Source organism: Kordia sp. (assembly GCF_965224175.1).
In the GTDB taxonomy this organism is placed as follows: domain Bacteria; phylum Bacteroidota; class Bacteroidia; order Flavobacteriales; family Flavobacteriaceae; genus Kordia.
The window spans coordinates 5267531-5281251 of sequence record NZ_OZ245041.1 but is presented as its reverse complement, the minus strand read 5'-3'; the positions used below and the strand labels follow the sequence as shown (position 1 = coordinate 5281251).

Below are 13721 nucleotides of genomic sequence, written 5' to 3'. Positions count from 1 at the left end.
AGAACATATACTCAAACAACAAATTCGCAAAAAACCAACAACTAGCAACGCTTTCATATTCTTATCATTTTGCTTAATTTTACACCATAAATTATTCAGATTGAACACAAAAAGAGTACTTATTATTGGCGGACCTGGTACAGGAAAGTCTACGTTGATTACTGCATTAGAAGAAAATGGACATACTTGTTTTCATGAAATTTCAAGAGAAGTTACAGCAGCAGCACAAAAAAAAGGCATTGAACAATTATTTCTAACACAACCTTTATTATTTAGTGAATTGTTATTAAAAGGCAGAATTCAGCAATTTAATGATGCAAAAGCACTTGATAAAGAGTACGCTTTTTATGATCGTGGAATTCCAGATGTAGCAGCCTATATGGATTACACTGGTGACGAATATCCTGATATGTTTCGTAATGCCTGCAAAGATTATGAATATGATGTTGCTTTTATGTTAGCACCTTGGAAAGAAATCTACGAACAAGACAATGAACGTTATGAAAGTTTTGAACAAGCAGAAACCATTCAAAAGTATCTGACAATAGCTTATGAAAACTATGGCTACAATTTGATAGATGTTCCGTTTGGAACCGTTTCAGAACGTGTTTCGTTCATCCTTAATACACTTAAAAATCACGAATGACCAAACCGCTTGCACTTTTAGAAAAATATTGGGGACATACTTCGTTTCGTCCTTTGCAAGAAGAAATTATTCAAGCGGTCGTTCAACAAAAAGATACTTTAGCATTACTACCAACTGGTGGCGGAAAATCTATTTGCTTTCAGATTCCTGCTCTCATGGCAGATGGAATTTGTATTGTAATTTCGCCTTTAGTTGCTTTAATTCAAGATCAAGTCGCCAACTTAAAAGTCAACGGAATTAAAGCAATTGCCTTAACAGGCGGATTGCGGAATGAAGAAATTAGTGCGTTATTAGATAATTGTGTGTACGGAGATTATAAGTTTCTGTATTTATCTCCAGAACGTTTGCAGCAAGAAATGATTCAGGAACGCATCAAGCAAATGCCTGTAAATTTGATTGCCGTTGATGAAGCGCATTGTATTTCGCAATGGGGAAATGATTTTCGTCCTGCGTATAAAAACATCAACACACTTCGTGAAATTTTACCAAATGTACCTTGTATTGCGCTTACGGCAACGGCTACTCCAACTGTCGTAAAAGATATTGAAGAAAGTTTACATTTAAAAGATGTACAAACCTTTCAGCAGTCATTTACACGTGAAAATTTAGCATATACCGTTTTAGAAACTGAAAACAAACTATTGACCATCGAGAAAACACTTCGTAAATATCCGCAATCATGTATTGTGTATACGCGGAATCGAAAAAGTACGGTCAGTATTCATGAATCGCTAACTCGAAAAGGATTTACCAGTGTATTTTTTCACGGTGGACTTTCGTCGGAAGAGAAAAAAAACAACCTTCAAAAGTGGTTGAACGGCAAAGTACAAACGATTGTAGGCACAAATGCTTTTGGAATGGGTATTGACAAACCTGATGTTAAAAATGTGATTCATGTACAATTGCCTGATAGTTTAGAGAATTATTACCAGGAAGCTGGACGTGCCGGACGAAATGGCGAATATGCAAACGCTATCATTCTTACAGATGTAAATGATATTGAAATTTTAAAAAAACAATTCATTCACAACTTACCAAGTGTCGATTTTTTAAAACTCGTTTTCAGGAAACTATGTAGTTTCTTCCAAATTGCCTACGGTGAAGGTTATGATACTAAACATGCTTTGGCTTTTTACGAATTCTGTAAAGCATATCAATTTCCCACCCAAAAAACATATACGGCTTTACAATTATTAGACAGACATAGCGTGATTCAACTATCACAGAATTTTCGTCAAAAAACGACGCTTAAGTTTGTGGTTGATCAATTTAATTTATTAAACTATTTGGACAACCATCCGCATTTAAGTTTAATCACGCAGGCGATCTTGCGAACGTATGGCGGTGTTTTTGAACAGAAAATAAATATCAACATTACGTTTTTATCTCAAAAACTAGGCTTGCCAAAGGATAAAATTACGGAGACGATTCAGCAATTAGCAAAAGATGAAATCATATTATTAGAAGAAATACAAACTGATGCTGAAGTTACTTTTTTAGTGGCTCGTGAAGATGATAAAACGATTCATCCAATTGCAAAAGAAGTTCGTCAACAAAATGAATTGAAAAAGAAGCGTGTTGAAGCTGTTCTAAATTATGTAAAGAATACAGAAACATGCAAAAACATACAACTGCTCTCCTATTTTGGTGAAGACTCAAAAACTCCATGTGGAATTTGTTCCGTGTGTAAAGCACAAAAAACGAAAACGCCAGATACCGAATTACAACTATTGATTCGCGACGACATTTTAAAAGTATTGCAAACCAAACCGATGACTTCAACCGAAATTTGTGCGCTTTTACCTTATCGGGAAAACCTGATATTAACAATTATTCAATTACTTTTGGAGGCAGAAAAAATTAGATTAACAGAAACAAACACTTATACCATATAATATATGAGAGATTTGAGAATCGTTTTTATGGGTACGCCAGATTTTGCGGTGGCTACATTAAAAGCTCTTTTGGACGCTAACTATAATGTGGTTGGAGTTATTACTGCTCCCGACAAACCTGCTGGACGTGGAAGAAAGATGCATCAATCAGCTGTAAAGAAATTTGCTTTGGCAAATGATTTGAATGTATTGCAGCCTACTAACTTAAAACGAAAGTCATTTGTAGCAGAATTAAAAGCGCTCAATGCTAATTTACAAATTGTAGTAGCTTTTAGAATGTTGCCTAAAGTTGTTTGGCAAATGCCAGCATACGGAACATTTAACTTACATGCTTCTTTACTTCCTAATTACAGAGGCGCAGCACCAATTAACTGGGCTATTATTAATGGAGAAACAAAAACTGGTGTGACGACTTTCTTTATTGATGAAAAGATTGATACTGGCGCCATGATTTTTCAGGAGGAAATTGAAATTGATCCTTCAGAAAATGCAGGTTCATTACACGACAAGTTAATGGACATTGGAAGCACATTGGTTGTAAAAACTGTTCATCACATAGAAAAAGATGAAGTTACAACTACGATTCAGCCAAATTTAGAAGATGTCAGAACTGCTTATAAAATTCATAAAGATACTTGCAAGATTGATTGGACAGACAGTATTGACAATATATATAATAAAATTCGCGGATTGAGTCCGTATCCTGCTTCTTGGACAACATTATATAATGGTGATGACACTTATGCTATAAAAATATATGAAGTAGAAAAACTAGTAGAACCGCATTCGTATCTCACTGGAACTGTGATTTCTTCTAAAAAAGAAGTAAAAATTGCTGTAAAAGAAGGCTATATTATAGTCAAGATTCTTCAACTTCCAGGAAAGCGTTCGATGGAGATTAAATCCTTACTGAATGGTTTTTCTTTCGAAAAAGATGCAAAAGTCTCGTAACCCTTATATCTACTGATATGAGAGAAAAACAATAAAAAAGGGGCGTGTTTATTAACAATCGCATGAAGTTATTAACAAAAACGGTGTTTTCCCGCGCTATTACTTGCATGAGAAGGAAATCCGTATAAATTTGTACTGCTTTTAAAAAATAATGTTTAACCAAACAATTAATAATTCAACGATTATGAACAAAACAGAATTAATTGACGCAATGGCTGCTGACGCAGGAATTTCTAAAGCTGCAGCAAAGAAGTCATTAGAATCATTTTTAGGAAATGTAGAAGGAGCTTTAAAGAATGGAAACAGAGTTTCTCTAGTAGGTTTCGGATCTTGGTCAGTTTCAGAAAGAGCTGCAAGAGAAGGAAGAAATCCACAAACTGGAAAAACTATCCAAATTGCTGCTAAAAAAGTAGTAAAGTTTAAAGCAGGATCTGATTTAGGAAAAGCAGTTAACTAATTATAGTTTACTATATAAATTAGACAAAAAGCACTCAAATTTGAGTGCTTTTTTAGTTTTGGTAGGTTGCAAAGGCAGTGCGAATTTGATTATTCCGTTTTTTTTTAATAGATTTAAGTAACCTAAAAAATCGTAAATGATAGCCTTAAAACCCAATAAAGGACATCTTTTAATTGCCGAACCTTCCATTATTGGAGATGTATCTTTCAATAGATCAGTAGTTTTGCTTGCAGATCATACCGAAGAAGGATCGATTGGCTTTATTTTAAATAAACCTTTAAATGTTAATCTCTCTGATTTAATTCCTCAGTTTTCAGATGCAAAAACAACATTTAAAGTCTATAATGGTGGACCAGTAGAGCAAGATAATTTATATTTTATTCATAAAATTCCGCATTTAGTCCCTAACAGTATTGAAATTTCCTTAGGAATTTATTGGGGCGGCGATTTTTCATCGATTGTAAAATTGCTTGAAGAAGATAAATTACAACAAGATGATATTAAGTTTTTCTTGGGTTATTCTGGCTGGCATGCCAATCAATTGAGTGAAGAATTGAATTCGAATTCATGGATTATTGTAGAAAATGAATTTAAAAAAGAAATCATTTCTAAATCTTGTAAATCTATTTGGCGAAATAAAATGATGGAATTTGGTGGCGAATATTTGATTTGGTCAAATGCTCCCGAAGATCCTAGTCATAATTAGGTTTTCGGTCACTTCGATTTTTGTTTTTTTCGCTAATTTGTGGAGTGTTTATCGTTCTTAGCTCTTAGCTCTTAGCTCTTAGCTCTTAGCTCTTAGCTCTTAGCTCTTAGCAAAAGTATTTTTTTATTTCTTTATTTGCGGTTAATTTTTCATTGCCAGTAATGTGAATGTGTTATCAGTCAATTTCAACTCATAACTAAAAAACTATCCTAAGCGAATTCGCATATTAAGTTTAGCAAGTAAATCCTTTGCTACTTTAGATTCAAAATTCTTTTTACGGTATTTTGTGATAGGTACAATTCCTCGAATTACATTCGTAATAAAAAACTCATCTGCTTTTTGAATTTCAAAAGGTGAAATGCTTTCTTCTTTTAGCTCATAATCAGACGTTTTTTCAATAATTTCAAGCAATTGTTTTCTCAGGATTCCTTTCAAACAACCATCAGTAATTGGAGGTGTTTTGATAACATTTCCTTTCACCAAGAAAATATTTCCATTTAGAGCTTCTACAACGCTTTTATCTTCATTGACAAGCAAACAGTTGTCTAAGTCATTTTCTTTCGCGTAAACGCTCCCTAATACATTTATAATTTTATTATTGGTCTTTAAAGTAGAAAGTAATCCTTTGTTTATGTAAAAATCTTTGTATAAATCAACTGTATATGATTCTTCTGAAAGCAAATAAAATGGAGAATTTAACTCATTGGCAGTAATTATGTATTCAATATCATTCGAATTTGGTGCGTATAATCCGCCGTTTCCTCTGAAAACCGTGCAACGTATGCGAGCATTTTTCAATTCGTTGGCTTTCATTGTGTTTAGAATTTCTTCTTCTAGGAATTCCATAGTAAAATTCATCGGAATCTCCATACGAAGAATTCGCATAGATTCCATTAATCTGAAATAATGATCTTCCCAAAAAAGAATTTTATTTGCGACAACTCTCAATGTTTCAAAAAGAGCATCTCCATACTTAAGTCCTCTGTTTTCGACACTTAGCAATGTTTTTTCTTCGTTGATATTTCCGTTAAAATTTACCATAAAAAAAGCCTTGATTTTCTCAAGGCAAATATACTTTTTAAAAATGGTTTTTCTTAGCGTGAACCCAAAACTTGTTTTAAGCTTCCTATTTGGTTTTCCCACAACATTTTACCTTCTTCAACTTCATCTTCATCATCTGCATGATCGATGACAATTAGGGAGACATCTTTCGTAATTTCATCAACTACGATCTTCATTTCAAAATAATACGATGTATCTTCATCTTCCTCCCATTGAAAGCGAATGCGTTCATTATTTTTTTTCCCTAGCAATTTTGCTGTTTCTTCACTACCATCCCAAATAAAGGTAAAAACTTCTCCTCTGGAATTTACATTATCTGCATACCACTCAGACAATCCTGAAGGTGTAGACAAATATTGGAATAAAAGCTGTGGTGAAGATTGGATAGGGAACTCAATTTCGTATTTAATTTTATCTGACATACTGTATTTCTTGATTATGTTCTGACAATATATACATTAATTGATAAGTTTAAAAGAAAAGAACAAAAAAAATAAATTTTGTGTATTATTTGCTCAAAAAAAAATAGTTTATATATTTGCACCCGCAAACAAGGCGAGGTAGCTCAGTTGGTTAGAGCGTCGGATTCATAACCCGGAGGTCTCGGGTTCAATTCCCGATCTCGCTACTACATAACCCACTCATATTGAGTGGGTTATTTCATTTTTAATAGCTCCATTTTCTACAGTGGAGTACTGTTTGGAGTACCATTTTTTGTATGGAGTACCATTTTTTTTGTTTGGAGTACCATTTTTTCTCTTTTCCTCTCATATCCTATCAATCACTTAATCAGACTTTTACACTACATACCTTTAGGCTAGAGCGGTGGGTTAGAGCTTTTATTGAAGATTTCTACATTTTTAACAGCTTTTAATACCACATTTTCATTAATATAATGCCTTCTTAACACCTCTTTTGAAGTATGAGAAGATAAAAAACCTGTATCTTCTTTCATCGTCATTGCTAGATAAGTTAGATATGTTTTTCGCAAATGCTTGAATTGTAATTCTTTTCCTGTGTTTAATTGTTTATAAAAATGACTAAAACCTCTAGACAAGTTATCTTTTAAAACGTCGATTGTAATATTTCTTTCTGGAAATAGAATATACTCATCGCTTTCTATTTTATCTTTATATCCCATTCTATTGAGTAAATTAAGTAAACCTCTTATTACTGGAATAATTTTAGGTGCTACATCAGCATTATAACCATCTCCCTTTTGACGTTCTACTTTAAAATTTCTTATTTCTATAAAAACGGGGATGTTATTTTCAACATGAATCATATTCCATTTTAATCGTACTATTTCTTCTCTCCTAGCTCCTGTGTATAAGCCTAATTCAATTCCATTTTTTAAATACGGTTTATAACGCTGCTTCCGATACGTTCTATTTTTTCCATGTATCGTTTGAAATCCTATTTTTGGAGAAATAACATCTAGTAACGCTTCATATTCTTCAAGAGTAATGATCTCTTTTTTTAATACACTTTTTCTTCTTCTTACCTTATCAAATGGATTGTACAAATCAATTTCAAATTCTTGAATTGTCCAAGTAAAGAAACTTTTTAAGTATTGCATTTTATTATTGTAAGACACCGCAGAATATGACATATCCTCCAATAAATAGGTATGAAAAACTCCAACATGCCTATCTTCAATTGCGTCAACTTTTAGAATCGTAATATTAACTCGATTTTTAATTAATGCTTTATTAAATAAATCCAGACAATATTTAATTTCTTTAGTATGTTTCTTTGTACGTTCTCTTTTTTGATGCGCTGGCACATTTACATTTAGAAGGTAATTTTTGTATGCGATTTGTGCATCTAATAAAAGTATTTCTGTTCCATAAATCTTTGAATTAGAATTCAAATTATGATAACTTAGTTTTACTTCTTTTTCAAAAGATACAGCGGCTATAACAGCAGCGTTAAAAGTCGTTTCCTTTAAGTTTTTTGTTCTAAACCTTCCTCCGCTTCCAGGAATAAATACTTTGACTTTAAAACGATGCATTTTAAATAATTTACAGGAAGAAAATTTAACTTCTTCTTTGCCACACAAAGGCTCTTCTCTCTCATTTTCTCTTCCTGAAGACTTTTTCACTTCATTCGTCCAAAAAAAATTTTTCTTACAATGGGTACAATGTATAAATAGTCCTTTGTGTCGTCGTTTGTTAGGCAATTTTATTCGTTTCATCTTCTAGGGGATTTAATATTATTTCCTAGAAGTTATGTAAAGAATGTGTTTGTGATTAGTTACGATAGACGGAAATCTTTAATGTATCGTTGAGTAATAAGTTTGTGTGGATGAGAAATATGTCTAATGCTGTTCAATATGTATTCTATCGTTGACTTTCACTTTTGTTTTAAAGTTTTAACAGCATCAAATGCCAAGTACTTCTAAAACAGATTTTGTAACAAATTGCGTAAGCTTAGTAAGGTTTTAACGGCGTCAAATGCCAATGTTTCTGAAGAACTTTTGTACTTCAAATTCCTGCCCGCCAGCTGGCTACTTCGCTAAAAAGGTCTACCAGGCCTTTTCTTTATGCTCGTCCCCAACGTCAAATGCCAAGTACTTCTAAAACACTATTGCAATGAAAGCTTTAATAATCTAACATGTGTTTTCACGGCGTCAAATGCCAAGTACTTCTAAAACTCTTTCTGGAGAAGAACTAGTACAAGCATACAAAGAGTTTTCACGGCGTCAAATGCCAAGTACTTCTAAAACGACCTTTTATACTTAGATGAGTATTGCTGAAAAGTTTTCACGGCGTTAAATACTAAGTGCTTTACAAACCCGTACTTTTCTTAATCTCAACAACAACAGTACTTCCCAAGCGTTTTAGCATTTCCATTTTGTCCATATTATGCAAAGGTTCAAATTATCATAGAACGTTTTTTCTTTTTATTACAATTTCAACTTCAACTTCAATTTCAGCTTCAATTTAAAAGTGCCCACACGCAAGCTGGCTACTTCACTAAAAAGGTATACAAGACCTATTTTTTACGCTCGTCCCCAACGTAAAATACCAAGTACTTTATAAACATTATGATGGGTTGCCTTAGTTATTATTCTTACAGTTTTCACGGCGTTAAATTATCTCTCTTTTATTAAATAGCAACCGACAAAGGAAACGTTGGATCTCCAGGGTTTTCACGGCGTTAAATGCCAATATTTCACAAAAAACTTTTCTACTTCAAATTCCTACCCGCCAGCTGGCTACTTTGCTCAATAGATCTACCAGACCTTTTCTTTACGCTAGTCCCCAACGTTAAATGTCAAGTACTTTCAAAACATTATTTGCAGTTCAAACTATCCTGAATTAGGTTTTCACGGCGTTAAATGCCAGTAGTTTACAAGAAACTTCTGCTCCAAACTCCAACGCGCCAGCTGGCTACTTCACTAAAAAGGTCTACCAGACCTTTTCTTCACGCTCGTTCCCAACGTCAAGTGCCAAGTACTTCTAAAACATAAACCAATTTTGCCTTACCTTCAAAAAATCTAGTTTTCACGGCGTCAAATGCCAATAACTTAAAAGAAACATTTTTACTTCAATTTCCTACCCGCCAGCTGGCTACTTTGCTCAATAGGTCTAACAGATCTTTTCTTTACGCTTGTTCCCAACGTCAAATGCTAAGTACTTTCAAAACATTAGAAGTATGAAAGAAAACATTGATCTTTCCAGTTTTCACAGCGTTAAATGCCAATAGTTCACAAGAAACTTTTCTCCTCCAAATTCCAACGCGGCAGCTGGCTACTTCGCTAAATAGGTCTACTAGACCTATTTTTTACGCTCGTCCCCAACGTTAAATGCAAAGTACTTTCTATACCTACAACACGTAATGCTAGAAATACTTCTACAACAGTTTTCACGGCGTCAAGTGCCAAGTACTTTCTAAACGAAGACAATTTAGAATTATTGGTAGCAGATCAACAGTTTTCACAGCGTTAAATGCCAAGTACTTTACAAACCCGTACTTTTCTTAATCTCAACAATAACAGTACTTCCCAAGGGTTTTAATATTTACATTTTGCCCATATTATGCAAAGGGTTCATTTTTCATAGTTTTTTAAAAGTACATTTTGAGTATAATTATGCTTCATGTTTTCTCTATAATTTTTCAATTTCGAGTTCTGTTTCTACTTCAATTTCAAAACTCCTGCGCGTCAGCTCGCTACTTCGTTGAAAAGGTCTACCAGACCTTTTCTTTACGCTTCATCCCCAACGCTAAATACCAAGTACTTTCGAAACCTTATTTTGCTGGAAAAACATGGATCGAATCCAAAGGGTTTTCACGGCGTCAAATGCCAATAGTTTTCAAGAAATTTTTCTGCTCCAAACTCCAACGCGCCAGCTGGCTACTTCGCTAAAAAGGTTTACTAAACCTTTTCTTTACGCTCGTCCCCAACGTCAAATGCCAAGTACTTCTAAAACAGTAGTGAAACCATCGTTTTCAAGCACGCACAAGAGTTTTCACGGCGTCAAATGCCAAGTACTTCTAAAACGCATTGGGATTTGGATAGACCTTTCAGCAGAATAGTTTTCACGGCATCAAATGCCAAAATCAACTTTCAGTTTCGATTTAAAAGATTCCCGCCTGCGCGGGAACAGGATGTCAAAGAACGTTTTATTTTATGTTACACTTTTTTGATACAACCATAACCTTTGCTTTTTCCTGTGGCAATGGCAGTGAGTGGTGGCAATAAAATGTTGGTGGAAAATCTGAGTTGTATGCCACGTTCAAAGAAAGTTCCGAAAGGTTTGTAGGTTCGGAAGCTTTTGGGTTCGCTTATGTTTTTTATTTCCAATGTGTAATCAGGTAATGAGAAACCCAATTGTTTGTGTACCAATTCGTCAATATTTTTTTTGAGTCGCTTCGTAATGTCGTCCACATCTTTCCAAACGGATTTCAAGTTTTGATAGCTGTTCCGTTTGCTACGTGGAAATAGATAGCGTTCTATATGATAGGTTTGCGGTTCGGCAAGTTGTACAGGTGTGTAATACGCAGTTTGCTGATGGATGTTTTTGCTTTTTTCAGGCTCTTGTTTCATATAGGCTTCAGCAAAATATCCTACTGCCCACGACGCTTTGTTGCCAATACCCGCCAAGGCTGCAAATCCTTGATCGTTACGAAATTGTATCAACGGATAGTCTGATTTTTTGTTGTGAAATAAATGATACAATTCTGGATGTTCGGTTTGTTTGACGATATCCAAGACGTCACCTTGCCATTTTGCTGTTCCTAAAGATTGAGATGACTTTTCAGAAGTTTTTAATTTCCGATCATAAAAAGTGATTTGTGTGATGGTTTGTGGTGTCATGATTTCTTTTTATTTAAAGCTTTTTATAAAATTTTCTGCAGTATCTAAACATATCCATTTAATTAGATCATTCTTTTTCTTTTCATTCAAGAATTTTTCCCGAAACCTTGGCGCTTTTTTGTTTCTTAATTTAGTTACGATAGCTAGTAAATAATTCATTTCCGTTTCATCATTTACACATTCTCCATTTCGCATATCAATCCACTCATTCATTTTACCTGCGAGTACACCGTAATCTTCTGTTTTTGGAAGCCATGCAAGAAGTCCGTTAGCTAATATCTCTTTTCGTTCTTCTTCTGCTTTTGCTTTTGCATCCGCTTCTTTTTTTACACGTTTTGCTTCTTCAATAGCTTCTAAACGCTCCTTTTCCGTTTCTACAAACGCTTTGATTTCCTTTTGATAAGATTCAGGGTAGCTAAACGGTTCAATTCCTAAAAACTTGGTAAATCGTGGTAAGGCTTTCTTTTCTTGTATGATTTTTGGAAAATCTTTCAATTCCATATAGGTAAGCTTTTCAGTTTGATGTGAAAATCGAGCCATCGCAATAAGTTCTTGTAATGGTTCACTTTCTGACCAAGTTCCTTCCAACTTTTCTTGTAACCACCACGATTCCATATAGGCTCTAAAAGCTAACATTGCTTTGTTTCGTGTTGCTTCATCCATAAGTATGTCCAACTTAACAGCACCATATCCATACGGTTTTGCCATTCCAATACCGTGATGACAGTTTTCTACACCGTTAAATGTCAACGTACATAACAAAGCTCCTAATTCTACAGGTAATAGATTGTGATAGACTATTTTACTTTGGAATTTTGTATTAGCCGCTAACGGTGTAAATGTGGTTGAAAAAGCAGCTTTATCTTCGTTTTCTAAAGATGGATTTATTTTTTTGATCGGATAGCGTTTTCGTCCAGCTAAATTCCCATTGTTATTATATGTTTTGTAATTTCCATTTATGTATGTTGTATTGCCATTGTGAAATGATTGCGCTACATAGAACGGGTAAAAACTTGCTTTTGGTCCGCCTAATATCAAAGTTTTAGTAGCAGCTTCCTTTATTTCATCAACGGCAAAAGCATGTTGAAAACTTACTCTTCCTTTGTTGCTTTTTTTATCGACAGAATAGCCAAATAGCGTTTCTACAAAGTCATAGCAGGTTTGGTTATTATGTGATGTTGGTAATAAATCTTTTATTCTGTTTTTAAATGGTAATTTATATAGCATTGACAGTCCAAAATGCTTGATCTTATTATTTCCGTCCAATTGAAGAAATATAGGAACTCTTCCTTTGTTTTTTAATATTTCACGCCAATGTTCCCAGTCAGTCGTTCGTTCTTTAGGATCATGATCATAATAGGCAAATAGAAAATCTTCCATTAATTCTTCAGTTACCTTAATTCCTGTAACATCAGGTTCCCAAAAGATAAATTCCTTGTTCTTTCCTTGCCATCTCCCATTTCTTCCTTGTTCTCGTTTGGAAGATTGTCCTGTAAAAACTAAAGTTCCTTTTCTGGCTTGCGGATCGTTTTTATGAATGGAATACAAATCATCTCTATTCGGAATCTTACAAAACTTTTGCTCAAATTCAAACGTATCAATTTTTAATAGTTCATATTTTTTTCGAGCTGATTTTAAGAATTGTACATTGTCTTTTTGCTCATCTTTCTTTTCTCTAGTGGAAGCATCAAAATCTTTCCCAAAGATCTCTTGAAATTTGGATTCAAAATGAGCGTCAATAGCTCCGTGCGTTATTCGACCAATTCTTTTGATACTGTAATCAATTTTATAACATTCGTCAACTTGATCATAATACAACCAACCACCTTTGTTTCTTCTACCAAAACTTTGCTTGTCATATATATTTTCATTGTACCAATCACGATGACTGAAACGATAATCATTGATTCTTTTTAGTTTTCCAAACGTTAGAATTTCCAACACATTGGCAATCGTTCCTTTAATGCTACTTCCTGGAATACAATACCCATTGTCGTGTTGCATAAAGGTAAATTCTTGATGTCCATTGGCATGTGTTGCAGAAACTTCTCCTCTCACAAAAATGGGCGTTTTGGCGGTTATTGTGAGATCAATTACTCCAGATAACGAACCTTGCAAGGGAATGTCTTGACTTACAGCGTTTGCCCATTCTGGAAGACATACTTTTTCATTAATTGGGACAAAATTATAGGCTGATGTTATGGTACTCATGATAGGATTCCTTTAAAAATTTGATGACTATATACGTATTCTTTAAAGCATGCTGAATTATTACTTTTTTCACATTCTTTTTTTTGGAATTTTCCAGAAAACGGATCTTTTTGTTTTTTGAAAATTGGAATAAATTGCAATGCTTTGATTCCAGTATTTTCAAATGTTTTGTGCGCTGGAAAAGTTTGTACATTTTTCAACGTAGCAAAGTTTTCACTTTTATAACAGTAATACACACCATCTATGTTTTTGATGGTTAGACTAATTGTTGCTGTTTCGTTGACTAAAAATCCTTCCACTATAAAAGGAATCTTGGTCATAAAATATTCTCTGTAATTCACAAGTTGATCTATAAACACAAAAGGTTTATGTGTATCATCCTGCCATAGATAGCCACTCCAAGAATATTCTTTATCAAAAACATCCCATAGCTGGTCTGTTGTTATTTGTTGTGTGATTGTATCTTCCAT

Annotated in this window: 11 protein-coding genes and 1 tRNA gene; 6 read left to right on the top strand and 6 right to left on the bottom strand. The window is 34.0% G+C overall.

What is annotated here, in order from left to right; translation table 11 throughout:
* Positions 1 to 100: 100 nt before the first annotated feature.
* The 5 genes from ACOQOS_RS23130 to ACOQOS_RS23110 all read left to right on the top strand — a co-directional run bounded on the left by ACOQOS_RS23130 (position 101) and on the right by ACOQOS_RS23110 (position 4655).
* Positions 101 to 646: an AAA family ATPase gene (locus tag ACOQOS_RS23130; RefSeq protein ID WP_420572802.1), complete on the top strand. Its 546-nt coding sequence runs from the start codon at positions 101 to 103 to the stop codon at positions 644 to 646.
* Complete coding sequence (locus ACOQOS_RS23125) at positions 643 to 2541, top strand: RecQ family ATP-dependent DNA helicase (RefSeq protein ID WP_420572801.1); 1899 nt, start codon at positions 643 to 645, stop codon at positions 2539 to 2541. The genes ACOQOS_RS23130 and ACOQOS_RS23125 overlap by 4 nt, the downstream gene beginning before the upstream one ends.
* Positions 2542 to 2544: 3 nt before the next feature.
* Complete coding sequence (fmt, locus tag ACOQOS_RS23120; RefSeq protein ID WP_420572800.1) at positions 2545 to 3492, top strand: methionyl-tRNA formyltransferase; 948 nt, start codon at positions 2545 to 2547, stop codon at positions 3490 to 3492.
* Between the two features lie 184 nt (positions 3493 to 3676).
* Positions 3677 to 3949 carry an HU family DNA-binding protein gene (locus tag ACOQOS_RS23115; protein WP_420572799.1) on the top strand — a complete coding sequence of 91 codons (273 nt, stop codon included), beginning with the start codon at positions 3677 to 3679 and terminating at the stop codon, positions 3947 to 3949.
* A 136-nt stretch (positions 3950 to 4085) separates the two neighbouring features.
* Positions 4086 to 4655 carry a YqgE/AlgH family protein gene (locus tag ACOQOS_RS23110; RefSeq protein WP_420572798.1) on the top strand — a complete coding sequence of 190 codons (570 nt, stop codon included), beginning with the start codon at positions 4086 to 4088 and terminating at the stop codon, positions 4653 to 4655.
* A 204-nt stretch (positions 4656 to 4859) separates the two neighbouring features.
* Here the strand turns inward: ACOQOS_RS23110 and ACOQOS_RS23105 are convergent, their stop codons facing one another.
* Both ACOQOS_RS23105 and ACOQOS_RS23100 read right to left on the bottom strand, forming a co-directional pair.
* Complete coding sequence (locus ACOQOS_RS23105; RefSeq protein ID WP_420572797.1) at positions 4860 to 5696, bottom strand: aminotransferase class IV; 837 nt, start codon at positions 5694 to 5696, stop codon at positions 4860 to 4862.
* Positions 5697 to 5749: 53 nt separating this feature from the next.
* A complete protein-coding gene (locus tag ACOQOS_RS23100; protein WP_420572796.1) occupies positions 5750 to 6139 on the bottom strand; it encodes an START-like domain-containing protein in 390 nt (129 codons plus the stop codon).
* 132 nt (positions 6140 to 6271) lie between these two features.
* Here ACOQOS_RS23100 and ACOQOS_RS23095 point away from each other — a divergent pair.
* Positions 6272 to 6345, top strand: a tRNA-Met gene (locus ACOQOS_RS23095).
* A 189-nt stretch (positions 6346 to 6534) separates the two neighbouring features.
* On the opposite strand, the gene ACOQOS_RS23090 is transcribed toward ACOQOS_RS23095, so the two are convergent.
* From ACOQOS_RS23090 to ACOQOS_RS23075, 4 genes are all read right to left on the bottom strand, one after another.
* Positions 6535 to 7914 carry a tyrosine-type recombinase/integrase gene (locus tag ACOQOS_RS23090; RefSeq protein WP_420572795.1) on the bottom strand — a complete coding sequence of 460 codons (1380 nt, stop codon included), beginning with the start codon at positions 7912 to 7914 and terminating at the stop codon, positions 6535 to 6537.
* A gap of 2442 nt (positions 7915 to 10356) precedes the next feature.
* The gene (locus tag ACOQOS_RS23085; protein ID WP_420572794.1) at positions 10357 to 11040 is read right to left on the bottom strand and encodes a hypothetical protein; all 684 of its coding nucleotides are present in this window, start codon (positions 11038 to 11040) and stop codon (positions 10357 to 10359) included.
* Positions 11041 to 11049: 9 nt separating this feature from the next.
* Positions 11050 to 13251 carry a TIGR03986 family CRISPR-associated RAMP protein gene (locus tag ACOQOS_RS23080; protein WP_420572793.1) on the bottom strand — a complete coding sequence of 734 codons (2202 nt, stop codon included), beginning with the start codon at positions 13249 to 13251 and terminating at the stop codon, positions 11050 to 11052.
* Complete coding sequence (locus tag ACOQOS_RS23075) at positions 13248 to 13721, bottom strand: TIGR04423 family type III CRISPR-associated protein (protein WP_420572792.1); 474 nt, start codon at positions 13719 to 13721, stop codon at positions 13248 to 13250. The genes ACOQOS_RS23080 and ACOQOS_RS23075 overlap by 4 nt, the downstream gene beginning before the upstream one ends.